Genomic DNA, 25,357 nt, shown 5'->3' with positions numbered 1-25,357 from the left:
GAAACCAATTATGATAAGGCATTAAAAAAAATTTTTCTGGAATAGTGAAAAGTATTATTTTTAGAAAAATTAAATTACAATGTCATATTATCCTCTTACATCCATTCCCGATTATTACGGAATAGATGCTTTACTTACCGAAGAACACAAACTTATACGCCAATCGATAAGAGAATGGGTGGAAAGTTTTGTAATGCCACAGATCGATCAGGCTGCACAAAACCATACAGATATTCCCGGCCTAATGAGAGAATTGGGAAAAGCAGGAGCATTGGGTCCTTACATTCCGGTTGAGTATGGAGGTTCAGGTCTTGATCAGATTTCTTACGGTTTGATCATGCAGGAGCTGGAAAGAGGAGATTCTGCGGTGCGTTCTGCAGCTTCTGTACAGAGTTCTTTAGTTATGTTCCCCATCAATGAATTCGGCTCTGAAGAACAAAAAAGAAAATATTTACCAAAATTAGCTTCAGGAGAGATGATCGGTTCTTTTGGGCTGACTGAGCCAAACCACGGTTCAGATCCTGGTTCTATGGAAACTTATTTTAAAGATATGGGAGACCATTATCTTTTAAATGGAGCTAAAATGTGGATCACTAACTCTCCGCTTTGCGATATCGCCGTAGTCTGGGCTAAAAATGAAGAAGGAAAAGTTCAGGGATTGATCGTTGAAAGAGGAATGGAAGGCTTCACCACTCCAGAAACTCATAATAAATGGAGTTTAAGAGCTTCAAAAACTGGGGAACTGGTTTTCAATGATGTTAAGGTTCCGAAAGAAAATCTACTTCCCGGAGTTACAGGACTAAAAGGACCTTTATCTTGTTTAAACTCGGCCAGATACGGAATTTCCTGGGGAGTAATCGGTGCTGCTATTGACTGCTACTGTACGGCTGTTCAGTATTCAAAAGAAAGAAAACAGTTTGGAAAACCAATCGGTTCTTATCAGTTGCAACAGAAAAAATTAGCAGAATTTTTAACTGAAATTACAAAAGCTCAATTGCTTTGCCTGCAATTGGGAAATCTTAAAAATGCTCATAAAGCAAGTCCAGCTCAGATTTCAATGGCCAAAAGAAACAACGTGAAAATGGCTATTGATATCGCAAGAGAATCCCGTCAGATTCTTGGCGGAATGGGAATTATGGGAGAATTCCCGATGATGAGACACGCTGCAAACCTGGAGTCTGTAATTACTTATGAAGGAACACACGACGTTCACTTGCTTATTACTGGTTTAGATATTACCGGAATTAACGCATTCTAAGAATTTAGAAGAAACAACATAAAAGCCTGATAAATTAATTTTATCAGGCTTTTTATTTACTTTATATATAACTGTCATTCCGACAAAGGAGGAATCTCAGCAAAGATAGGATTCTTCACTACACTCCTTGCTTTCAAAATGACAAGCACACCTTGTTATAGTTATATAGTAGAAAATAAAAGGAAAAAATTAAATAGAATAAGTCTTAATCTCTTCAATAAAATTAATATCCGGATTCAGGATTTCCTCGATTAAACTTTTAATAGATTTCATGGCATCATCAATATCTCCTTTTTCAAACTGCAGGGAAACTACTCCTTTTTTGGCTTCGGCAAAACTCCAGATTCCTGTTTCAATAGGAAGTCCCCAAAACTCAGGAAGATTCTGAACTACATACTGATAAATACATAACTGCAACGCTTGTTTTCTGTCACTGTTATGGAAATATTCATCAACATTGTCCTGATCAATTTTAACGATCAGATTTTTTATTTTTGCTGTTTTATAATCGATAATTCTCAGCGTTCCGTTTAATCGGTCTATACGATCAATAAATCCGAAAAATGAGATTTTTTGTGATGCGTCGAGATAGAAATCTACATTTTCGAACCGTTTTTCAATATCAAGAATTTCAAGTTTATTTCCTTTTTTTACTAAATCAAGATCGTAGTTCAGAATGCTTTCTATCACTTTCTTGGCAATGGCCTTGTGAATAAAATTCATTCCTTTCTCGTAGAATTCCGGCTGATGTTTCAGCTTATCAATAGCAATATCAATATATTTATCTATTTGTTTAATTGAATCTTTTAAATCATTTTCTTTTAACACCTTACCTTTAATAACTTCATATACTTCTTGAAGCGTATAATGTACTAAATTTCCGTAATTTTTAACAGATAATTCTTCTTCTATTTCATCGTTTTCGGAAGTATTCAAAATCTTAGAAAGATAAAAATCAACAGGATTGTACAAATAGCTGGTAAGGTGAGAAGCGGAAACTTTTTCTTTCCATTTTTCGAGCCTTTCCAAAACAATAGGCGTTTTAGTAAATTCGATTGGTTCCGTAACAATAGGCTCCGATGAATTCTCAATAATTAAATGTTCAATGTTATGAGAACTTTCCATTTCGATCTGCGTAATAAACCTGCTCTTTTCCCCTGAATTCACTCCCGAGCTTAATGCATTAAACAGTAAATGCACATTCTGAGCGTCCTGAATCAGGCGATAGAAATGATACGCATAAATACTGTCATTCTCCAGGAAAGTATGAAGATCAAAAAACTTTCTGATATCAAACGGAATATAGGTGTTCTGAGAATTTCCGAGCGGCAGTTTTCCTTCATTAACAGAAAGAAGAATCACATTCTCAAAATTCAATAAACGGGTTTCCAGAAGCCCCATAATCTGAAGGCCTCTTAGCGGTTCTCCCTGAAAATCTATACTCTCGGAATTGATATGCTGATTGATCAGAATCTCCAGCGTTTCCATTGTAATTTCAAAATCATAGGGACTCAGCTGGTTTTTTATTATCCTAAAGGAGTTTTCGAAATGAGAGACGTTTTCATATTGAATATCATCTATTTCCAGCCATTTTACTTTTTTGCAAAAATCAATTAAGGAATCCAGATAAACATTGGTGGAATATGCCTTTTGAAGCAAGTTATAATAAGAAAGTTCTCCTAAAAGTCCCTGTAAAAGTTTTTTTGAAATATATACGATATTCCTCTCTTCTACTTTTGCTTTGAACTGATTGATAATCAATTCGTCTTCAGCTGATTTCGGAAGTTCTTCAAGAATAGGAAAAACATCGCGGTAGTAGTAAGAAGATTTATTTTTTTCTAATTGTTTCTGAAGGTAAAAAAGCTGCTTAACTGCATTGGAAAACGACAGATTTTTCAACGGAAACCCCATCGTAATATTCAGGTTCGGAACTCCATACATGACATCTAAGCTTGCAGGAAGCAAATTTTCGTCTAAAAGTACAACAGCCGTATTTGAATAGGTCTTATTTTCAATTTCCTTAAAAATCTCAGGTAAGATCTTGGTTTGGGTTATATTTCCTGAAACTTCGTATACTTTTATATTTTTGGGCTGGTTAAAATCATCTTCGATCCAGTTGAAAGCTCTATTTTCGTTGAACTCTTTCCAGGTTTTATGATTTCGTAAAAACTTACCCGCTTCCTGCCTTTCATCATCAAAATAATAATGATCTGCCTGAAAGAAACATTGCCCTTTATCCCATTGCAAAAGACTTCTTACCAATTTTTCTTCAACCGGAGTAAAAGCATTAAATCCGCAGAACACAAATTTTTCTTTGGTATTTTTGGCAAAAGAATCAATTTCAGCTTTTGCCGTTTCATGAATCATTCCTGAAGTAGCCCAGTTTCTCTCCTGTAATTTTTGTTTCAAAACCGGAAGAAAAACGTTCATATTCTTCCAAAAGTTCAGGAATTTCTTTCTCGGAACATCGTCATCTTCTCCTAAATTCTGCGCCCAGTCTTTAATTCTCTCTTCATCAAACATGTACTGCAAAACAGCCTGATCACTCTCTGAAAACTTCAAAATATCATCCCAGTCCTTCTGTAAGGTTGGAAACCATTTCAAAAAATCGGAAAAGCTGTCTCTTGGAATGAGATTAAGACTTTTATAGATATCAAAAGCGAAAAGCCACAAGGAAATCCCCTGAATAGGTTGCTTGTCGGCAATCTGGTTGATGAGCTCCTCTACCGTAAAAAAGTTGGGCAAAAAGCCAGAATAATTATTTTCCTCTAAAATCCTTCTGATAAAAACGATAGGACGTTTTCCGGGTAACACAATATTAAACTCGGAAAGGTCAGAACTTTGAGCTAATAATTCGTGAATGATTTTATTGAGGAACTTCAAAAGGTTCTAAAGTTTTTTAAATTTTCTAATTCTGAAGATATTAATTCGTTGTATTCCGCCTGTTTCTCTTTATTAATACCGTGTTCGGTAACTTTATCGTAATTAATCTGAAAGTTCTTATAATCGTTTGAAATCGTACTATAAATCCCTTTAAAATATTTGTCCCAATCTGAAGATGTCTTAATCTTTTCCTGGACCTCTTTTCTTAGCTTTCTGGCAAATATTTCTGCAATATCGAAATGTTTCTGCTCATGTAAAAGTACATAATCATTGATTCTTTTGGTATCTTTCCATGATTTATCTTCGTTAAATATGGTTTCTACATTAAAATCAATCGTTGCTTTCGGATTGCTGGATTTTACCACAGAATATTCCCATCCGCAATGGGTGTAAGCGACTACATCGGGATTGCTTTTCCGGTTAACCGGACTTTTAAAATTCTCCCATTTCAGCTTCAGATCTTCCTTCCAGATTATTTTCTGCCCAAATATCTGAACTGAAAGCGAAAAACAAATTAAAATAACAAATTTCAACATTGATCTACTCCACTACAATGGTTTTCGTGATCCATGTATTTCCTCCGTTCCAGAATTTAAAAGTATACGTTCCTGTCTGTTGCGGGCTGAAATTAATTTGGCTGGCAAACGTCTTTGTGGAAGGTTGGCAAGCTCCGTCTGTTCTATATTTATATGCAGTAACAGATCTTGTTACATTGTCATCATGAATATAATCATACCCATAAAAACCTTCACAGTTTGACTGATAAACCGAATACGTTTTAATGCTCTGAACTGTAAAAACGTCCATTGTATCATTGATAATCTTTACACTATCAATTTTTACCTTTTCTACTGCTTCTACAGTTTGATAGTCGTTATCATCATTACATGACGTCAAAATTAATCCTAACATTACCACAGAAACCCCAATATTTATAAAATTTTTCATAGCAATTTTATTAATTTTGATTTAGAACTATAAATTTATGAATTAAAATTACCTTTTGAAAGATAGACTACTTTTTTTGTATCAAAAAACTCTTCTTCAAAATAATTTTTAAGATTAAATATCTCACATCTCAATCCGGCAAGTTCTTCAGCAAGATCGCCACCTTTTAAATAAAGAACACCATTATGTTTTGCATTGAACTGCTCTTTTTCAAACTTTCCTTTCAGCCATCTTAAAAACTCGGGCATTTGGGTAACCGCTCTGCTTACTACAAAATGGAATTTCTCTTTCAGTTTTTCAGCTCTTCCATGAATAGCGGTCACATTTTTCAATCCAGCCCCTTCTGCAACAGCATTGACAACACTTATTTTTTTCCCGATCGAATCAATCAGCGTAAATTCTGATTCCGGAAATAATATTGCCAGGGGAATTCCTGGGAAACCACCTCCCGTTCCGATATCCAATACTTTTGTACCCGGCGCAAATTCCATCACCTTGGCAATTCCTAAAGAGTGTAAAATATGTTTTTCATATAATGATTCCATATCTTTTCTTGAAATTACATTGATTTTTTCGTTCCACTCATTATAGAGCGTTTCCAATTTGGAAAATTGCTCAATCTGTGTTTCAGTAAGATCAGGAAAATATTTTAATACTAACGATGCAGACATATCAATTATTATAATCTGCAAAAATAAGTTTTTATTGGCTTTGGTCAAATATTTAAATTTCACCTGATCCTATTTCATAGAAAAAGACCATCAACAGACGGGCTTTTTTATTTATTTTACTCTTTTTCAATCGGGTTATTGGTCCTGCGAAGCCTTTTGGCAATTTCATCGTCCGGGTTACCACTTTTCAATTCTTTAAGATCAAATTTTGCTACATATCCATCTTTAAACTGAATATTCATGGCTCCTATACTTTTATCAACACTCATAGCCTCTATATCATCGGCAAAATTAGGTATATAGGTCATTAAGGTTTTTCTGTAATCTTTCCAGCTCATTTCCTTACTATTCTTCGGAAAAAAGGCAAAAACTGTTTTAATTTTTTTGATCTGGATCAAATTAAAACTATGATCGCCTTCACTGTCTTTAAGACTTACAATCAATCCCGGAAGTCCCATAAATTTATAGGGACCGTCGTTGATAGTATATTCTTTGCTGAACCAGGCTTCCCAAACTCTCCCTTTGTAGTTTGTTGTTGCCTTTTGGCAATTGATATTGTTTATTTTTAAAAATTCTTTTTCAATATTCCATTTCTGGGGTTCATTCTCTAGTACTAAAAGGTTGGCCGTTTTATATTTATCATAAAACTTTATGTTTTTTTGACCATAACTTTTCTCAACGATATATCCCAGATTCTGATCATATTTTTTACCATTGTAGAGATCTGCACTGTTCTTTGTGATATTGTAGAGGGAATCTCTTTCATATTTCGCAGCATTATAGAAATAAGATCTTTTCCCATCAGAATCCAGATTCATATAATCCGTCACAAGAGAATCTATTTTACGGTCAGGTTTCATCTTATATTCATACACAAAACGATAGCTCTGGGCTGAACACAAAGAAGTCACAAGCAAAAATAAAATTTTATACATTTTTAATTATCTTTAATATATCCAAATCTAGTGATAAATATTTTAAAAACTTAATATTGGCTTATTTCTGTTTCCCGAGAGAATTTTATTATATATATTTGTTAAAATTCAAAAAAATTCATGAACAAACTTTCAGATAGAGTAAACAGATTAGGTTACTCACAGACTTTCGTAATGTCTAACAAGGCCAGAGAAATGAAAGCCAGCGGCATCAACGTTATCAGTTTAACATTAGGAGAACCGGATTTTGATGTTCCCGACAATATAAAACAGGCTGCATTTGATGCCATTAATGAAAACTATAGCCACTACTCTCCTGTTCCCGGATTCTTAGAACTTCGTGAAGCAATCGCCCACAAACTTAAAAGAGACAATAATTTAGAATACAAACCTACACAGATTTGTGTTTCCAATGGTGCAAAACAGTCAATTATCAATGTGTTGGCAGCACTTATTAATGACGGAGACGAAGTTATACTGCCTAATCCATACTGGGTAAGCTATGATGAAATGGTAAAAATGATGGGTGGAAATTCCGTAATGCTTCCGACATCTTATGTTACCGACTTTAAAATTACAGCTGAACAGCTTGAAGAAGCCATTACAGATAAAACAAAAGCAATTTTATTCAGCTCACCTTGTAATCCTTCCGGTGGATATTACACGTATGATGAACTGAAATCCTTGGCAAAAGTGATTGCCAAATATCCTCACGTTACGGTTATTTCTGATGAAATCTACGAATACATCAACTATGAAACCACCACTACTTCTATCGCACAGTTTCCTGAAGTATATGAACAAACAGCTGTTATCAACGGGATGTCTAAAGCTTTTGCAATGACGGGTTGGAGAATCGGTTATTCTGCATGTCCGGAATGGCTGGCTAAAGCCTGTGAAAAAGTACAGGGACAAATGACAAGTGGTGCTAACACAGTAGCTCAAAGAGCTTCCATTACTGCTTTAAAAACAGATCCTTCTGAATATAAATACATGATTGATGCTTTCAAAAAAAGAAGAGATCTTGTGTATGATTTAATGAAAGAAATCCCTGGATTTAAGGTATTACTTCCTAAAGCTGCTTTCTATTTCTTCCCGGATATTTCTCATTATATCGGAAAAACATTAAACGGTACTGAAATCAAGGATTCTGACGATTTCGCCATGTTCATTTTAGAAAATGCTCATGTGGGATGTGTAGGAGGAGTTTCTTTTGGAAGCCCGGAATGTATCCGATTTTCTTATGCAGCTTCAGAAGAAGAACTGAGAGAAGCCATGAAACGTATTAAAAACTTATTAGACCAGTTCAATTAGACAAAATCAAAAAAATACAAAATGAACTTTTTCAAAAAAATCAGTATTGTAACCAGCATTGCTGCGGCAAGTTTCGTGGGTTATGCTTACGGACAGGATTTCCAGTGGAAAGAAGCTACATCAAACGGATATACCTACAAATATGTAACGAATGATCCTACTGCAGCCAGATATTATAAATTGAAAAACGGACTTACCGTTATTCTGAGCCCCACCAATAAAGATCCAAGGATACAAACCTATATCGCTACAAAGGCAGGAAGTAAAACAGACCCTGCTGATCATACAGGTCTTGCCCATTATTTAGAGCATATGCTTTTCAAAGGAACCGATAAATTCGGCTCAAAAGACTGGGCAAAAGAAAAGCCAATTTTAGATAAGATTGATACACTTTACGAAAAGTACAATTCTACAAAAGACGAAAATAAGAGAAAAGAAATCTATAAAGAAATAGACAGGGTTTCCGGAGAAGCCGCAAAGTTTGCCATTGCCAATGAGTATGACAAAATGATGGCTGGAATGGGAGCTGACGGAACGAATGCTTTTACCTCTTTTGAACAAACTGTTTATACGGAAGATATTCCCTCAAATGTTGTGGACAAGTTTCTTACGGTACAGTCAGAAAGATTCAGACAGCCTGTCTTAAGGCTTTTTCATACTGAATTAGAAGCTGTATATGAAGAAAAAAACAGATCTCTGGATGATGACGGAGATAAGGTATATGATATGATGTTTGCAAGCCTTTTCCCGAATAACAACTATGGAAAGCAGACTACCATCGGAACTATAGAACATCTTAAAAACCCTTCTCTTAAAGCTATCCGTGAATATTTCAACACCTATTATGTTCCCAACAATATGGGTATCATCATGTCCGGAGATTTCAATCCGGATGAAGTAATTGCTAAAATCGATAAAGCTTTTTCTTATATGAAGCCCAAATCGATTCCTGAGTATAAAATCGGGCAGGAAAAACCGATCACCTCTCCTATTGTAAAAGAAGTAGTGGGTCCTAATCCTGAAAACGTAATGCTTGGTTTCAGATTTCCGGGAGCAACAACTAAAGACGCGAGACTCCTTAATTTAGTTGGAAATATGTTGACTAACGGACAAGCCGGTTTAATTGATTTAGATCTGGTAAAAAAGCAAAAACTATTGGCTGCGTATGCTTTCCCATATGTATTGAAAGACTACTCTGTACTTTTACTACAGGGAAGACCTACAGAAGGGCAATCTTTAGATGAAGTGAGAAATCTTTTGCTTCAGGAGATCGATAAATTAAGAAAAGGAGAATTTTCAGACGATCTTATTGAGTCTATTGTCAATAATGAGAAGAAAAATATTATTCAGAAGGATGAAAAATATTCTTCCAGAGCAAGTATTTTAATGGATGAATTTACTTCCGATATTGATCATAAAGTATCTTTGGAATATGTAGACGAGATCTCTAAGCTTACAAAAAAAGACATTATGGATTTTGCCGCAAAATATCTGCAGGCAAACAATTATGTTGCCATTTATAAAAGAAAAGGGGAAGACAAAAGTATTGTAAAAGTTGACAAACCCACTATTACACCGGTTTCTGTTAACAGAGAAGACCAGTCGCCTTTCCTAAAGAAGATTGATGAAATGCCGGAAAATGCAATTGCCCCGGTATGGCTGAATTATGATAAAGATATCACTAAGAATAAATTAGGAAATATTGATGTACTGTCTGTAAAAAATACAGATAATGCTTTATTCAGATTATATTATCATTTTGATTCAGGAAAGTGGAACAATAAAATACTTCCGTTAGCTGCAGAATATCTTCAGTATTTAGGAACAAAAAATAAATCTTCAGAAACCATAAGCAAAGAGTTTTATAAATTGGCATCAAGTTTTAATGTAAGCGCTGGTAATGAGGAGACTTATGTTACTTTAGAAGGACTTAATGAAAATTTCGACAAAACGGCTAGTCTTTTTGAAGATCTTATTAAAAACTGTCAGGCTGATCAGGCTGCTTTAGACGCATACAAGACCAGGCTGAAAAAAGCAAGAGCCAATGCAAAGCAAAATAAAGGAACCATTATGGCAGGCTTAAGAAGCTATGCACAATATGGAGCTCAAAACCCGTTTAATAATGTATTAAGTGATGCAGAATTGGATGCTTTGAAAGCTGAAGACCTTATTAAGGTTCTTCATGATTTATTTAATTATAAACATAAGGTATTGTACTACGGTCCGAAATCAGGGAATGATCTTGTAGCCTCTTTAAAACCTATCCATACCCTTCCTAAAGATCTTAAGGAACTGACAAAAACAAAAACATTTGTACAGGTTCCTACAGATAAGAACAAAGTATTGTTTGCACATTATGACATGGTACAATCTGAGATCTTCTGGGTAAGAAATGCAGACCAGTACAGTGCTGCCGAAACTCCAACGGTTAATTTATTCAATAATTACTTTGGTGGCGGAATGGGCTCCATTGTTTTCCAAACCATTAGAGAATCTAAAGCTCTTGCTTATTCTACCTATTCTTATTTTGCTTCACCAAGTAAGAAAGAAGATAAAAATATGGTTTTAGCGTATGTAGGAACTCAGGCTGATAAATTCAACGAATCTACCACAGCAATGAATGAGCTTTTAACGACACTTCCAAAATCTGAGCAATTATTTGAAACGGCAAAAAGCGGATTGAAAAAATCTATTGCTTCCGAAAGAATTACTCAGGATGGGATTATTTTCTCTTACCTGAGAGCTCAAAAGCTTGGAAACAGTACAGACGTCAGAAAAAATGTATACGAACAAGCTCCAAAACTTTCTTTTACGGACATCAACAGCTTCCATGACAAGGAAATGAAAGGCAAGAATTACACTTATTGTATCGTGGCCTCTCAGGAAAAAGTAAACGAAGCGGATATGAAGAAGTTGGGTGAAGTGAAAAAGCTAAGTTTAACTGAAATATTTGGTTACTAAATATGAATAAAAGCTCTGGAATCAGAGCTTTTTTCTTTATAATCAATCAAAAACAATTATAGATTTTATTTATCAAAATCAATTTGTTTGATAGATGAAATATTTATATATTTGCATCAGAAAATTTAAATATAAAAACGAGAAAATTATGTCTTTAGTAGGAAAAAAATTCCCGAATGTAACAGTAGACGCAATGTCTGAAATGGGTGATGATCTTAGAATCAATGTATTCCAGGAAGCTACAGAAAACCAACAAAAAGTTCTTTTGTTCTGGTATCCGAAAGATTTTACTTTCGTTTGCCCGACTGAGCTTCACGCTTTCCAGGAAGCTTTAGGAGAGTTCGAAAAAAGAAACACAAAGGTAATCGGTGCTTCTTGTGATACCAACGAAGTACACTTCGCTTGGCTGAACGTTTCAAAAGACAATGGAGGTATTGAAGGGGTTACTTACCCGCTTTTAGCTGATACTCACAGACAATTGGCAAACATTTTAGGAATTGTAGACCAGGATTTCGAATACAATGAAGAAGGTGAAGAAGTTTTCACTGGTTCTAACGTAACTTACAGAGCAACTTACCTTATCGACGAAACTGGAAAAATTTTCCACGAGTCTGTAAATGATATGCCTCTGGGAAGAAACGTAAAAGAATATTTAAGATTAATCGATGCTTATACTCATGTTCAGAAGCACGGTGAAGTTTGCCCTGCAAACTGGGAAGAAGGAAAAGAAGCGATGAAAGCTGACAGAACTTCTACAGCTGAGTATTTGTCTAAGAACTAATACAATGTGTTAATTTGAAAATGAGATAATTTGAAAATTAATCGCATTGATTAGTTAAAAATTATCTCATTTTCTATTTATTGGCATTTTCAAATTAATAAATTCCCAAATTTTCAAATTAAAAATTATGTATACAGAATTAACAGAAGATACACTACAGAATATTGTAAATGATAATGAAAAAGTGGTTGTTCAGTACGGTGCTACATGGTGCGGAAACTGCAGAATCATGAAGCCGAAATTCAAAAAATTAGCTTCTGAAAACGACAACATTCCTTTCCTGTATGTAGACGCTGAAAAATTACCGGAAAGCCGAAAATTAGCTAAAGTTGACAACTTACCTACTTTCGCCATCTTCAGAAATGGTGAATTGGTGAATCAGGTTCAGTCTAACCAGGCAGAAAGTTTAATTAACTTATTTAACGAATTGTAAAATTATGAAGTTACCTATAATCAGACAGTTTTATCAAAATCAAACTCCTGAAAATCTTGAAAAGACATTAGAAGTTTTGGAAAGTTTCTGCGAGTTCAGAGGTACAAGTGAAGAAGATTTAAATGTTGCAGGAGAGTTAATTACCAATATCTGCGGAGCTTTGGAAGTTCACACCAACGTACAAAACGGAATGAGTGAAAAGGACGCTTTAAACTCATTTGCACAAAAGGTTTTAGGATCTATTGACAAGTAAAACTGAATTGAAAGATTTAAGAATTTAAAAAAGGCACAGACTTCGCGCGAAGTTTCCCTATATTTTTCAATAAAAAATCCCGATGAAAAGACATCAGGATTTTTTGGGTTTATAAAAACGAATTATAAAGTTAATAACTTATAACTCATCACTAGCTTCTTCTACTCATCAGAATTCTAAGAATATACCAGAACAGCAACATAATGGAAGCAAAAAGCTGTAAAGAAGCTCCTACATACTGACCGGTTGTATATACATTTTTTAGCTTACTTGTTTCATACAAAATACTTGCAGAAGCTAAAACTACCATTCCTACAGAAAACCAAAGTCCTAGGTTGAATCCGAAAATTGCTCCGGCAACAATTAATCCCAATGAAATGAAACCTCCGATAATAATAATATTTCTTAAAAAAGAAAAATCCTTTTTTGAAGTAAAAGCTACCAGAGATAATCCTGCAAACATCGCGATAGTAAGCATTGCTGCCTGAAAGATCAATGTTCCTCCTCCTGAATACCCTGTAGCAATATATAAGATGGGAAGAAAAATCACCGCTTCAAGCAAAATATAAAATCCTAACCCTAAATATTGAGTTGATCTGCTTTGGGATAAAGACCATTTATTAGCCAAAACAGAAGCCAGCCAAAAAACTCCGATAATTAATAACCATGTGTATTTTTGTCCGAACATCATGGCGATAAGCTCCACAGGAACCACCTTTAGCAATACAGTTTCCACCCCAATAAATGCAAGAATGGATAAAGCAACGTGCAGGTAAGTTTTTTTGTAAAAATCCGCTTGCTCTATCTCTGAAGAATGAGCGACTAATGCATCTGTCATCATAGTAATGTTTTTATTTAATTTAAATTTTAAATATTCTGATCTATTTCTTAAAAGGTTTTACCCCAAGAATCTTTCCGCTTTCTTCAAATACTACAGTCACCAATTCTGTCGGAACCTGTGATTTATCATCTGAATATTTGTACTGAATCATAGGATAAGAACTCCCGTCAATCATAGGTTTATACCCTGATTTAAATATTTCCAGTGTTTTATTAAAATGAATGTCTTCAGAAAGCTTTTTATAGACCTTATCAGTTACAATTTCTTTAGCTTTGGCAGACAACAGAGCATCGGTCACTTTGCGGTCAGATGATTTTAAGCCGGCTAAGAATTTTAAAAAATTATTATTGTAAGACGTAATCTGATTCTTACTTAATTCTATAAGCTTTTCTTTTTGCCCGGTATTTTCAATCTTCAGACTGGTCACTTTTTGTGCAAACCCAAGCTGAATACAGAAAACAGCAAATACAAGAACTATTTTTTTCATATAATTTTGTTGATTAAAGTGATGAAGATACAAAGAATTAAATAACTTCTAAGAATTTCATTGTATCTATATTGTCAGCATAAGTATTTAACCCCGGATTTTGAGCCTCTCCCAATTGGATAGAATCCAGTCTCAATTCATCTTTTGCCACTATACACTGAATATTTTCTGCATTTTCTGCAATAAACTTCTTCACATCCTCTAAAGAAGAATACCTGCTGAAATTAATTACAGAAAGCGGACTGAATAACTTATCGTCTTCCTTTAGCATCACAAAATTGTTATCCCAGAATTTTTCCTGATTTAAAAGATAAATAGCCCTGTTATAATCATAATTGTTTGCATATTTATTATGATTAATGATATCCTGAAACCCTAAAAAGTTTTCAAACAGACGATCGATTACAAAATCCTGCGGAATAAATAATCGGGTCACATTTCTGCATCCTAATCCGAAATACTGAAAAATGTCCTTTGCCAATAATTGCAACTCTTCGTCTGTTTCATCACCTTTCAAAACCGCGATTGAGGTTCTGTTTTTTCGGATGATATTCAACCGGTCTTTGAAATAATATTCAAGATATCTTGCCGTGTTATTGCTTCCTGTAGCGATTACCGCATCAAAATTTTCCAGTTTTTCAACAAACTCGAACTGAACATTCCCTTCCGAAAACTCATTCCATTTTTTAAGGAGAAACGGAATCATGTATCTGTCTTTTGAAGACAGCTTAATGACAGGAATATGATTGCTCAGCACAACAGAAATCACATCATGAAGCCCAACCAAAGGGATGTTTCCTGCCAAAATCAGCCCTACTCTTTTTTGGATTTTAGAAGGAGTGTATTCCTTCAGCCAATTCTTGATATGATCTTCTATCAGTAAATCGCCCCATTGCTGCAGAGCAAATTTATGATTTTCAATCGTGAACCATGGGTTTTCAATTTCGGACTTTTTTAATAATAATTCAAAATCCATATCGTTATCATTATAATCTTCCGTTTTCTTTAATAAAAACTCCTTAAGATATTCGCTAAGTCTAATAAGTCCTAAAACTTGATTTTCAATATTCATAATTACTTTTAAATTGGGGAATATTTTGTAATTTTGTGCAAATTTAAAAAAAATTAGCGATGGCTATTAAAATAACTGATGAATGCATTAATTGCGGAGCCTGCGAACCAGAATGTCCAAATAATGCAATTTATGAAGGAGCAGTTGACTGGAAAGCTTCCGAAGGTACTGAACTGAAAGGTACTGTAACATTACCATCAGGTCTTACAGTAGATGCGGATGCACCACAGGAACCTGTAAGTGATGATGTTTATTTCATTGTAACCGATAAGTGTACAGAATGTAAAGGCTTCCACGAAGAGCCACAGTGTGCAGCAGTTTGCCCTGTAGATTGTTGTGTTCCGGATGAGGATCACGTAGAATCTGAAGAAGCATTGCTTAATAAAAAAGCATTCTTACACGGTGAATAACATACACCGTCTCATACATCATGAGACGGTTTTTTTTACCAAATATCCCAAGTAAAACTAAAAGTACAACTGTAAACAGAAACGTTTACAAAATCAAAAAATAAAAATATGAGCAAAAAGCACAACTTTAGCGCAGGACCATGTATCTTACCTCAGGAAGTTTTCGAAAAATCCGCACAGGCAATTTTAGATTTCAACGGAATCGGATTATCGCTTCTTGAAATTTCGCACAGAAGCAAAGATTTTGTTGCGGTAATGGACGAAGCACGTGCCATCGTAAAAAGACTGATGAATTTAGGAGATGATTACGAAGTTTTATATTTAGGAGGAGGAGCAAGTCTTCAATTTGCTATGGTTCCTTACAATTTGATGAAAGTTGGCGGGAAAGCGGCTTACCTGGACACAGGAACATGGGCTGCAGGAGCGATTAAAGAAGCTAAAAAAGTAGGAACGGTAGACATCGTAGGTTCTTCAAAAGAAGAAAACTACTCTTTTATTCCGAAAAATTATACGGTAGGTTCAGAATACGATTATTTCCACTGTACTTCAAACAACACCATCTACGGAACTCAAATGAAGACTTTCCCTGATGTGGATACTTTGATGGTTTGCGACATGAGCTCAGATATTTTTTCAAGACAACTGGATTTCTCTAAATTTGATCTGATCTATGCCGGAGCTCAGAAAAATATGGGACCTGCAGGAGTAACTTTGGTAGTAATAAAAAAAGAAATTTTAGGTAAAACAGGAAGAGAAAATATGTTCTCAATCCTTGATTACTCTCAACATATTGCTAAAGAATCAATGTATAATACTCCACCGGTTTTCCCTGTGTATGCCTCTTTACTTACTCTACAACATTTGGAGAATAACGGAGGAATTGCTGCTGCTGAAGCAAGAAATGAAGCAAAAGCAAAACTTTTGTATGATGAAATTGACAGTAATCCCTTATTTGAAACGTTCTGTGTAAAAGAAGACCGTTCATTAATGAATGTTTCTTTCAAAATTACAGACGAAAGCAAAAAAGAAGAATTTGACAATGCCTGGAAAGCTGCAGGAATCAGCGGATTGAACGGGCACAGAAGTTTGGGAGGTTACAGAGCAAGTTTATATAATGCGTTACCTATTGAAAGTGTGCAGGTTTTAGTAGATGTAATGAAGTCTATTAAATAATTTAAAGATTAAAAAATATCAGCGATTAAAAGATTATTACCATTATTTTAAATTTTCTTAATTTGCGACCCCGATTTAGAATTTTTAAATATTTAAATTTTTTAATCTTTAAATCAAATAAGAAACCATGAAAGTTTTAGCTAACGACGGTATTTCGAAAGCAGGAGAACAGGCATTAAAAAATGCGGGAATTGAAGTTTTGGACAACAGAGTTGCTCAAGACCACGTAATCAATTTCATCAACGAGAATAACGTAGACGTTCTTTTGGTAAGAAGTGCTACGAAAGTGAGGCAGGATCTTATCGATGCATGTCCGAATCTGAAAATTATCGGAAGAGGAGGCATTGGAATGGACAATATTGATGTTGAATATGCTATTGAACAAGGAAAATACATTATCAATACGCCGACAGCTTCTTCAAAATCAGTTGCGGAATTGGTTTTCGGACATTTCTTTGCTTTAGCAAGATTTCTTCATGAATCCAACAGATTAATGCCATTGGAAGGGGAAACCCATTTCAATGCGATGAAAAAGTCTTTTAGTAATGCGCATGAACTTTCAGGAAAAACTTTAGGAGTTATTGGTTTTGGGAGCATTGGTCAGGAAGTGGTGAAAATAGGAATCTCTTTAGGGATGAAAATTAAAGTTTTAACCCGAAAACCTAAAACGGAAATCCTTACATTGAATTTTTTCGACGGACAGTCGGTGAAATTTGAAATCACTTCTACCAACGATATGGACGTTTTCTTAAAAGAAGTGGATTTCATCAGTATCAATACGCCTAAAACGAACGAATATATTATAAATACGCCGGAGTTTGAAAAAATGAAAGACGGCGTTTATATTGTAAATACTGCAAGAGGCGGTGTCCTGAATGAAGTGGCTTTAATTGATTTTATTGAATCTAAAAAAGTGGCCGGTGCAGCTTTGGATGTTTTTGAAAACGAGCCTAATCCTGAATTACCACTTTTGATGAATCCTGCATTATCACTTTCACCTCATGTAGGTGGAAATACGGTAGATGCACAGGAAAAAATAGGACTGGAACTTGCAGAACAAATTATTAAGATAAAAAACGAACTATAAAGAAATATGCCTGTTTTTAAACCATTTCGTGGAATAAGACCTCATAAAGATTATGAAGCCACTTTTCCTACTCATCCATTAGATAATTTTACCCAATCTGAAATTGCTGAAAAAGCACAGGTTGAAAACACTTACATCAATATGATTAAACCATATGTGGTAAGTAAATCTAAAGATGTAGACAGGAATTTAAGGAAAATAAGAACTACCTTCGAAGAGCTTCTGAATGAGAAAGTCCTGGTACAGGATAACTCGGCTTATTATCTTTATGAGCAAATATACCCTAATAAACAGGTGTTTAGAGGCCTTTTAGGTTTAAGCAGTATTGAGGATTTCTGGAGCGGAAAAATCAAAAGACACGAAAGTACCATTCCGCAAAAGAAAGAAAAACTGGCTCATTATCTTGAGAAAGTAAATTTACAGGCAGAACCGGTATTATTAACCTATCCTTCTAATTCAAAAATAGAATTATTGATGAATCATGAAGAGAAAAATGTACCTATTTTCAATCATGTAGATAGTATCGGAATCCGTCATAAAATCTGGAGAATCGACAATCGTCTGAAATTACAGCAATTCAAGGAAGTTATTGATCAGATCGACTCTTTTTATATTGCAGATGGACATCACAGGATAGGATCTACCGCCTTGAATGCAAAACGTCTGAAAGATAAAAACAAGAAACATAACGGGACTGAACCTTATAATTTTGTATACAGTTTCATTGTTTCCAACCAATCCATAAAAATTCACGATTATAACAGGATTATCAGTGATCTGAATGGTTTGAGCTCTGAAGAATTCCTGTCAAAACTTGAAAAGTATTTCTTGATTCACGAAAAAGAAGAAACTCCATACTACCCTTCTCAGAAGTTCCATATCTCTATGTATCTTGACGGAAAGTTTTATTCTCTTCACGTAAAGCATGATCTTCGTTCCCAGGAAATGTCTTTGGATAATCTGGATCATCATCTTTTGGATAAATATATTATTAAAGATATCCTTCATATAGAAGATTCTGACAGCTCAGATAAAATCTCTTACATCAAAGGAACTTCAAATATTGAAGGAATTAAACTACTGAAAGAAAGTGTTGATAAAGGTGAAGGTAAGGTAGGTTTCGGAATCTATCCTGTAAGCTTCAATGATATGATCAAGATTTCGGATCTTAAATTGAGTATGCCGCCAAAATGTACCTTTATAGAACCTAAACTGGTAACAGCTTTATTAATGTATGACATGAAGCCTTAATTCATAATTTTTTATTTATTTTTATGCTTTGAAAAGAAATAGGTCAGTATAAAAATGAAGAAATCATTACTTATCATATTTCCACTCTTTTTGGGTGGATTTTTGTTTTCTCAAAAGAAGCAGGTCAAAAAAACGGTTCCTACTCCTAAATATAATTATCATACTGAGTTCAAAAAAATCTCAGACGAAATTATGATTAACGGAACGGCCTATGACAATCTTGGTGAACTTACCAAAGGAATCGGTCCCCGCTTCAGCGCCACTCCAGGATATACAAAAGCAGTCGACTGGGCTGAAAAACAATTTAAGGAAATCGGAATTGAAACCATCTGGAAACAGGATGCAAAAGCTCCCATTTGGATCAGAGGAAGAGAATCTTTGCAGATAAAAGCAGGAAATGGTGACTGGAAAAGTATTAAAATGCTTTCTTTCGGAAATTCTGAAGGAACGAACGGAAAAGATCTGATCGGCGAAATTGTTTTAATCAATACGACCGGAGAGCTTAATGCTTTATCTATTGGCCAGCTAAAAGATAAAATTGTTTTCGTTAACCTTCCTTTAGATCCAACCATTGTTAATACCAGCGATTCCTATTTAATTACAGCTAAATCAAAGCTCATTTCAGCTTCCGTAATTGCAAAAACCGGAGCAAAAGCATTAATCATAAGATCATTAACTACAGCTTATAATGATATTCCCCATGCTAAAATGGTGTACTATGAACCGGATGATAAGGCAAAAATTCCGGCGGTGTCCATCGGTGCAAAATCTGCGGATGAGCTTGAAAAACTGCTAAAGAAGGAAAAGGTAACGGCAAAGATCAATATGTCTGCGGAATCAAAAGGAGAAACCGTTAATCCCAATATTATTGCCGAAATTCCCGGTAAAAAAGATTCTAAAGTAATCCTTTTAGGTGCTCAACTGGATTCCTGGGATTTCGGAGAAGGTGCGATTGACGACGGTACCGGGGTTGTACAATGTATTGAGGTTTTAAGAACGCTAAAAGCACTTGGCTATGAAAACAACCATACCATACGAGTTGTTTTATTTGCCAATAGTGAAAATGGCGGACAAGGAAGGGAAATGTATGCTTCCTACGTAAAAAAGAAAGAGGAGAAACACATTTTTGCTTTAGGAACCGATGCAGGAGGATATTCCCCGAGAGGATTCTCATTGGATATGTCTCCGCAAAGAAGAAGACAAATCTTTGAATGGAAAAACTATTTCCTACCTTATGGCGTGTATGATTTTGACCAGACGGATGCTATTCAGGATATTTCACCCCTGAAAAAACTGGATGTTCCCCTTGCGGAACTTGTTGTAGATACACAAAGATATTTCGACTATCACCACTCTGTTCAGGATACTTATGATAAAGTAAATAAACGTGAACTTCTTTTAGGTTCGATAGTGATGACCCAAATGGTACTTATGATTGATCAAAACTGGTAAAAATGAAAAAAATTATAACAACAACTACTCTACTTTTGAATTTATGCTTAATAGCACAAAGCAAAGAAGATTCAATACAATTCAACAAAATTTCAACGGAGATTTTAAATAATGGCAAAGCCTATAATGAGCTTAGAGATTTAACTAAAAATATAGGTCATCGCCTGAGCGGTTCTGCGGCTTATGAAAAATCTGTTCAGTGGGCAGCACAACAACTTCGTGATGCGGGAGCAGATAAGGTATGGCTACAGGAAGTGATGATCCCGGTTTGGGAAAGAGGAAAAGAGTCTTTGCAGATCAAGACTGATACCGGAAAATGGAAAAGCTTAAAAATGCTTTCTTTAGGAAATTCTGAAGGAACAGGCAATAAAGATGTTTCCGGGGAAATCATCATGGTAAAATCTATGAATGAGTATGAAAAATTACCCACAGAAAAGGTAAAAGATAAAATCGTTTTCTTCAACTATCCATTCAGTCAGTCTTATATCGAAACGTTCAAAGGATACAGTGATGCGGCAAAATACAGAACAACAGCCGCTTCATTAACGGCTAAGAAAGGTGGAAAATTTGCCATTATCAGATCTCTTTCTTCTGCTTTTGATGATGTTCCGCATACCGGAGCCATGCGTTATCAGGATGATAAAAAAATCCCTGCAGTGGCCATTGGAAGTACTACAGCCGATGAACTTGAAAATCTTTTAAAATCTCAGAAGGTTGTGGCAAAATTAAACTCCAACTGCGGAATGAAAGGAGAAAAGCTCTCCCACTCTGTTATTGGAGAAATTACAGGCAAGAAGGATAAAAGTGTCATCGTTGTAGGCGGGCACCTAGATTCCTGGGATGTCGGTGAAGGCGCTCATGATGACGGGACCGGAATTGTTCAGAGTATTGAAGTTCTAAGAACATTCAAAAAATTGGGAATTCAAAACAATCATACAATACGTGTGGTTTGTTTCGCTAATGAGGAAAATGGTGTAAAAGGAGGCATACAATATGGAAAAACAGCTAAAGAAAACAATGAAAAACATCTTTTTGCCATAGAATCGGATGCGGGTGGCTTTACTCCGAGAGGAATTGCTCTGGAAATGGATGAAACAAAAAGAAAGCAGATCCAAAGCTGGAAACCTTTGTTCCTTCCTTACGGTGCCTATGATTTTGAAAATAAATATTCAGGAACAGACATTTATCCACTTCGGGATATGGGAGTTCCTGCTGCAGAACTTGTTCCGGATTCGCAAAGATATTTTGACATTCACCATACCGAAGAAGATACTTTTGAGAAAGTCAACAGAAGAGAACTGCTTCTTGGTGCAACAGTAATGACACAGCTTATTTATATGATTGATAAAAACTGGTAAACTATTTACATGTGAAACATAAATTTCTAATTTTAGCATCAACTTTATTCCTAAGCCTGTCTTTCGCCCAAACAAAAATGAAGGATTTAAAAGATTTAATAAATAAAAATGAGGATGCAATAACCTTAGTCCAAACATGGAAAAAAAGTGCCCGAAATAAAGTTCAGATTTTAGAAAGAGATTCTCTGAAATCAAAAGAAGCATTATTTAATATTCAAATATCAACTCGTTCTCCTATGGGAGCAATAGTTTTCCATACCGGAGGAATTCTAATTAATGATGGCTGGATTAGAATTTATGGATCTAGCAATAATAAATTGGACCGAAATTTACCTAATTGGAACAAAGGAAAAACCTTTGAAAATTTTGGTGAGAAGCCAGGCCACTTAATCATTGCTGATGATGCTATAGGAGGCTTTTTTCTTTTAAATGGCGGCGACTTGGGAAGCGACTTAGGAAAAGTTTATTATTTTGCGCCTGACAGCTTGGAAACAGAACCTCTGGATTTTACATATTCTGATTTTATTAATTTCTGTTTTAATGGAAATGTAGACGGGTTTTACAAAGATTTACGATGGAAAAACTGGGAAAAAGATTTTAAAGATTTAAGTACAAACGAAGCTTTTATATTTTACCCTTATCTATGGACTAAAGAAGGAAGAGATATCGACTCTGTTCAAAAAAGCAAGGTAAATATTGAAGAAGTTTATAAATTAAAAGTTTCTAAAATAAATCCTATTGATAAATAAAAGAACAAAATTAGATTTCTCCTTTCGTCGAAATGACAGATTTCCAATTTTAAAATATAAAAATAAAAAGAGTTCAGGATTTTCTGAACTCTTTTTATTTTATCATTAATAAAGATTAAAATCCTTACATAATTTCGCTTGTTAATTCCCTTGAAAGTAATTTTTCATGCATCGGTTTTAATAAATCCATTGATCCGGTTTTTACCGTGCATTTGCCCTTGAAATGGACTAATATTGTACATTGCTCGGCCTGCTCCAGCGTATGTTTACATATTTCTATCAATGAATCTATGACATAATCAAAAGTATGTATATCATCGTTATGCAAAACGAGTTTGTACACTTCATCCAAATCATCTAGTACGAGAACTTCTTCTTCATACTGACGTTTCGGGTTTTCGTAATCTTTTATATGGTTATGAAAAAACATACTTATTAATTTTAAACTTCACCTATTTTATCTGCCAATTCATTAATATTATTGGGCTGTTCATATACCAATTCTACAAGCTCGACACTCTTATTATTCATTTTCAAAATTTTGAAATGATAATTATCCAGGTCAAATTCCTGATTCTCTTCCGGAATATCTTCCAAAGCATGAAGAATGAACCCTGCTAATGTATTGTACTCACTTTCTTCAGAAAGAGGCAGTTTCTTAGGTAAAAACTCGTTAATTTCATCCAAAGGCTGCGTGGCCTGAACCCAGTAAGTATCTTCTCCCATTTTATCGACAATCTTATCTTCATCATCCTCTTCATCCTGAATTTCCCCTACAAGCTCTTCCAAAATATCTTCAAGGGTGATAATTCCTTCAGTTCCTCCGAATTCATCAATTACAATGGCCAAATGCTGCTTTTTCTGCTGGAAAATTTTCAGTAGATCCGAAATCTTTTTACTTCCCACTACAAAGAAAGCATCACGCATTAGTTCTTTCAGATCTTCGTGATTGAGCTCACCTTTTCTTTTTACAAACTCCCTGATGATTTCTTTAGTATATAAAATACCAATAACATTATCTATTGAATCTTCATAAACCGGAATACGGGAATATCCGCTATCCATAATTTTGTTGATAATCTCATTGATATCCTCTTCAAAATCAATAGAAGTAATATTCTGTCTCGGAACCATGATCTGTTTTGCAGAATGATCTGTAAAATCGAACGCATTTTTAATGATCTCATAGTTTTCCTCCTCAATCTCCCCACTGTCTGCACTTTGTTTTACCAAAAGCTGCAACTCTTCTGTAGAGTGGATTTCCTGTTCAGATGCCGGGTGTATTTTAATCAGTCTTAAAAAACCATTCGACATAGAGTTCATCAACCATATAAATGGTTTAAAAATCGTATAAAAAACTCTCAAAGGAACTGCCGTTGCCATCGTAGTTGCTTCTGATTTCCTGATGGCAATTGACTTAGGAATAAGCTCACCAAAAACAATATGCATAATGGTAATCAATACAAAGCTAATAATCAATGAAACCGAAGTAATGGATGACTGACTAAGATTGATATTAAAAGAGTCAAAAATATTTTCCACAATGTGGTGCAATGCACTTTCTCCTACCCAACCTAAAGCCAGGGAAGCCAAAGTGATTCCTAACTGTGTTGCAGATAAATACTCATCAAGATGCTTGATAATATGCTCTGCCTGCTTTGCCATAGAGTTACCTTCTGCGGCTTTTAGCTGTATTTGTGAATAACGAACTTTAACAATTGAAAATTCTGCGGCTACGAAAAAGCCATTAAGTAAAACAAGTAATAAGGCCAACAAAAGCCTGACTATGTCCGAATCCATTTAGAAATTAATATAAATTTATTATACAAAGATATACAAAATAATATAATTAAATCCGCCCTATTTTCCGGAAATCATACGATCGGCCAAGAGAATCGTTCTTTTATTTATAGAGATACAAATATATTATCCTGTTACTGTTACTTCTCCACATCTTAAACCAATTTATAAATAAATTCATTTAACTAAATGTTTATCAATTAAATAAATTAACTTATTTCATATATTTCTTAATAATCACTCCTGTTTTTTATTACTTCGCCAATTAATGTAAAAAAATAAAGTACTGTATACGGAATTCCTGAAAACAAAAAAGCACCGAATATTTCGATGCTTTGTATTATAGATTTGATAAATGCTATTTCTTGTTAGCTCTTTAAAGCTTCAGCGCCGGAAACGATCTCAAGGATTTCGTTTGTAATAGCTGCCTGTCTCGCTTTATTGTAGAAAATTACAAGATCATTTTTCAATGCCTGTGCATTATCTGTTGCTTTATGCATTGCGGTCATTCTCGCTCCGTGCTCAGAAGCTACAGAGTCTAAAACAGCTTTGAACACCTGAGTTTTAATCGATTTTGGAATCAAATTATCCAAAATCTCATTTTTATTAGGCTCAAAGATATAATCTGTTTCTACTTCTGATCTTTCTGTTTCAGGCATTGAAATTGGAAGAAGTTGTTCTGCAGTTACTTCTTGCAATGCAGCATTTACAAATTTATTGTAAATCAAATAAACTTCATCAAACTTACCGTCTCTGAAACTTTTCATTACCCCTTCAGTAACATTAGCAACTCTGTCAAATGTAAGATTATCAAATACTGCACTTTCGTTAGAAAATACTGTTCTCGTTCTTCTTACAGCATCAAAAGCTTTTTTACCAATGGTAAGAACCTCAATTTCGTGCTGAGAATTATTCTGAAACTGGTTGTTAAGCTCTTTAACGATAGATGAGTTGAAAGCACCTGCCAAACCTCTGTTGGAAGTTACAGCAATGAAAAGAACTCTCTTCACCTCTCTTTTCTGAGCATAAACAGAAACCTGATCAGGATCTGAACTTGAATTTACATTCTGGATGATCTCCTGAAGTTTTTCAGAATAAGGTCTCAACATTACGATCGCATCCTGTGCTTTCTTTAGTTTCGCCGCCGAAACCATTTTCATAGCACGTGTAATTTGCATCGTAGATGAAATTGAACTGATTCTACCTCGTATTTCTTTTAAGTTTGCCATTAATTTAGGTT

At 34.8% G+C, this 25,357-nt stretch carries 24 protein-coding genes; 13 read left to right on the top strand and 11 right to left on the bottom strand.

The annotated features are described in order from the left end of the window. The first annotated feature begins 79 nt into the window (after nucleotides 1-79). Nucleotides 80-1,258 (top strand): acyl-CoA dehydrogenase family protein, encoded by a 1,179-nt coding sequence (locus MKS83_RS02180; RefSeq protein WP_240581782.1) that lies wholly within the window; start codon nucleotides 80-82, stop codon nucleotides 1,256-1,258. Nucleotides 1,259-1,447: 189 nt separating this feature from the next. Here MKS83_RS02180 and MKS83_RS02175 read toward each other — a convergent pair whose 3' ends face one another. From MKS83_RS02175 to MKS83_RS02155, 5 genes are all read right to left on the bottom strand, one after another. Continuing rightward, the gene (locus tag MKS83_RS02175; RefSeq protein ID WP_240581781.1) at nucleotides 1,448-4,141 is read right to left on the bottom strand and encodes a PD-(D/E)XK nuclease family protein; all 2,694 of its coding nucleotides are present in this window, start codon (nucleotides 4,139-4,141) and stop codon (nucleotides 1,448-1,450) included. Then, nucleotides 4,138-4,677, bottom strand: coding sequence for a DUF922 domain-containing protein (locus MKS83_RS02170; protein ID WP_240581780.1), 540 nt, complete (start codon nucleotides 4,675-4,677; stop codon nucleotides 4,138-4,140). Before MKS83_RS02170 ends, MKS83_RS02175 begins: the two co-directional genes overlap by 4 nt. Nucleotides 4,678-4,681: 4 nt before the next feature. Continuing rightward, on the bottom strand, nucleotides 4,682-5,089 hold the full coding sequence (locus MKS83_RS02165) for a hypothetical protein (protein WP_240581779.1): 408 nt from the start codon (nucleotides 5,087-5,089) through the stop codon (nucleotides 4,682-4,684). A 35-nt stretch (nucleotides 5,090-5,124) separates the two neighbouring features. Next, entirely contained in the window at nucleotides 5,125-5,760 is a 636-nt protein-coding gene (rsmG, locus tag MKS83_RS02160) for a 16S rRNA (guanine(527)-N(7))-methyltransferase RsmG (protein WP_240583224.1), read from the bottom strand. 116 nt (nucleotides 5,761-5,876) lie between these two features. Beyond that, nucleotides 5,877-6,695: a GLPGLI family protein gene (locus MKS83_RS02155; protein ID WP_240581778.1), complete on the bottom strand. Its 819-nt coding sequence runs from the start codon at nucleotides 6,693-6,695 to the stop codon at nucleotides 5,877-5,879. A gap of 120 nt (nucleotides 6,696-6,815) precedes the next feature. Between MKS83_RS02155 and MKS83_RS02150 the strand changes: the two genes are divergently transcribed. From MKS83_RS02150 to MKS83_RS02130, 5 genes are all read left to right on the top strand, one after another. After that, nucleotides 6,816-8,009: a pyridoxal phosphate-dependent aminotransferase gene (locus MKS83_RS02150; RefSeq protein ID WP_240581777.1), complete on the top strand. Its 1,194-nt coding sequence runs from the start codon at nucleotides 6,816-6,818 to the stop codon at nucleotides 8,007-8,009. Between the two features lie 21 nt (nucleotides 8,010-8,030). After that, the gene (locus MKS83_RS02145; RefSeq protein WP_240581776.1) at nucleotides 8,031-10,970 is read left to right on the top strand and encodes a M16 family metallopeptidase; all 2,940 of its coding nucleotides are present in this window, start codon (nucleotides 8,031-8,033) and stop codon (nucleotides 10,968-10,970) included. A gap of 148 nt (nucleotides 10,971-11,118) precedes the next feature. Beyond that, a complete protein-coding gene (locus tag MKS83_RS02140) occupies nucleotides 11,119-11,751 on the top strand; it encodes a peroxiredoxin (protein WP_100375498.1) in 633 nt (210 codons plus the stop codon). Nucleotides 11,752-11,878: 127 nt separating this feature from the next. Next, nucleotides 11,879-12,184, top strand: coding sequence for a thioredoxin family protein (locus MKS83_RS02135; RefSeq protein ID WP_100375497.1), 306 nt, complete (start codon nucleotides 11,879-11,881; stop codon nucleotides 12,182-12,184). A gap of 4 nt (nucleotides 12,185-12,188) precedes the next feature. Next, the gene (locus MKS83_RS02130) at nucleotides 12,189-12,437 is read left to right on the top strand and encodes a DUF6952 family protein (RefSeq protein ID WP_240581775.1); all 249 of its coding nucleotides are present in this window, start codon (nucleotides 12,189-12,191) and stop codon (nucleotides 12,435-12,437) included. Nucleotides 12,438-12,588: 151 nt separating this feature from the next. On the opposite strand, the gene MKS83_RS02125 is transcribed toward MKS83_RS02130, so the two are convergent. From MKS83_RS02125 to MKS83_RS02115, 3 genes are read right to left on the bottom strand one after another with little or no spacing between them, the layout of a single operon-like run. Further along, entirely contained in the window at nucleotides 12,589-13,278 is a 690-nt protein-coding gene (locus tag MKS83_RS02125) for a Bax inhibitor-1 family protein (RefSeq protein WP_100375495.1), read from the bottom strand. A gap of 40 nt (nucleotides 13,279-13,318) precedes the next feature. Beyond that, on the bottom strand, nucleotides 13,319-13,765 hold the full coding sequence (locus MKS83_RS02120) for a peptidylprolyl isomerase (RefSeq protein ID WP_240581774.1): 447 nt from the start codon (nucleotides 13,763-13,765) through the stop codon (nucleotides 13,319-13,321). A 37-nt stretch (nucleotides 13,766-13,802) separates the two neighbouring features. Beyond that, complete coding sequence (locus MKS83_RS02115; protein ID WP_240581773.1) at nucleotides 13,803-14,837, bottom strand: acyl-CoA reductase; 1,035 nt, start codon at nucleotides 14,835-14,837, stop codon at nucleotides 13,803-13,805. 59 nt (nucleotides 14,838-14,896) lie between these two features. On the opposite strand from MKS83_RS02115, the gene MKS83_RS02110 reads away from it, so the two are divergent. From MKS83_RS02110 to MKS83_RS02080, 7 genes are all read left to right on the top strand, one after another. Next, nucleotides 14,897-15,247 (top strand): 4Fe-4S binding protein, encoded by a 351-nt coding sequence (locus MKS83_RS02110; RefSeq protein ID WP_034682968.1) that lies wholly within the window; start codon nucleotides 14,897-14,899, stop codon nucleotides 15,245-15,247. A gap of 108 nt (nucleotides 15,248-15,355) precedes the next feature. Then, nucleotides 15,356-16,420, top strand: a complete 1,065-nt coding sequence (gene serC, locus MKS83_RS02105; RefSeq protein ID WP_240581772.1) for a 3-phosphoserine/phosphohydroxythreonine transaminase — start codon at nucleotides 15,356-15,358, stop codon at nucleotides 16,418-16,420. Between the two features lie 127 nt (nucleotides 16,421-16,547). Continuing rightward, nucleotides 16,548-17,507, top strand: a complete 960-nt coding sequence (locus MKS83_RS02100; RefSeq protein ID WP_240581771.1) for a D-2-hydroxyacid dehydrogenase — start codon at nucleotides 16,548-16,550, stop codon at nucleotides 17,505-17,507. Between the two features lie 6 nt (nucleotides 17,508-17,513). Beyond that, nucleotides 17,514-18,758 carry a DUF1015 domain-containing protein gene (locus tag MKS83_RS02095; RefSeq protein ID WP_240581770.1) on the top strand — a complete coding sequence of 415 codons (1,245 nt, stop codon included), beginning with the start codon at nucleotides 17,514-17,516 and terminating at the stop codon, nucleotides 18,756-18,758. A gap of 54 nt (nucleotides 18,759-18,812) precedes the next feature. Beyond that, the gene (locus MKS83_RS02090) at nucleotides 18,813-20,210 is read left to right on the top strand and encodes a M28 family peptidase (RefSeq protein WP_240581769.1); all 1,398 of its coding nucleotides are present in this window, start codon (nucleotides 18,813-18,815) and stop codon (nucleotides 20,208-20,210) included. Between the two features lie 2 nt (nucleotides 20,211-20,212). Continuing rightward, a complete protein-coding gene (locus MKS83_RS02085; RefSeq protein WP_240581768.1) occupies nucleotides 20,213-21,568 on the top strand; it encodes a M20/M25/M40 family metallo-hydrolase in 1,356 nt (451 codons plus the stop codon). Between the two features lie 77 nt (nucleotides 21,569-21,645). Beyond that, nucleotides 21,646-22,317, top strand: a complete 672-nt coding sequence (locus MKS83_RS02080; RefSeq protein WP_240581767.1) for a DUF2625 domain-containing protein — start codon at nucleotides 21,646-21,648, stop codon at nucleotides 22,315-22,317. Nucleotides 22,318-22,441: 124 nt separating this feature from the next. Here the strand turns inward: MKS83_RS02080 and MKS83_RS02075 are convergent, their stop codons facing one another. The 3 genes from MKS83_RS02075 to atpG form a co-directional block, all read right to left on the bottom strand. Beyond that, nucleotides 22,442-22,747: an ATP-dependent Clp protease adaptor ClpS gene (locus tag MKS83_RS02075; RefSeq protein WP_240581766.1), complete on the bottom strand. Its 306-nt coding sequence runs from the start codon at nucleotides 22,745-22,747 to the stop codon at nucleotides 22,442-22,444. Nucleotides 22,748-22,758: 11 nt separating this feature from the next. Then, nucleotides 22,759-24,117 (bottom strand): hemolysin family protein, encoded by a 1,359-nt coding sequence (locus tag MKS83_RS02070; RefSeq protein ID WP_240581765.1) that lies wholly within the window; start codon nucleotides 24,115-24,117, stop codon nucleotides 22,759-22,761. Nucleotides 24,118-24,485: 368 nt separating this feature from the next. Continuing rightward, nucleotides 24,486-25,346, bottom strand: a complete 861-nt coding sequence (gene atpG, locus MKS83_RS02065) for an ATP synthase F1 subunit gamma (RefSeq protein WP_240581764.1) — start codon at nucleotides 25,344-25,346, stop codon at nucleotides 24,486-24,488. Nucleotides 25,347-25,357 lie beyond the last annotated feature (11 nt).

The sequence above is a fragment of the Chryseobacterium sp. Y16C genome, assembly GCF_022488405.1.
Classification (GTDB): domain Bacteria; phylum Bacteroidota; class Bacteroidia; order Flavobacteriales; family Weeksellaceae; genus Chryseobacterium; species Chryseobacterium geocarposphaerae.
This window is presented reverse-complemented; position numbering and strand designations above follow the sequence as displayed.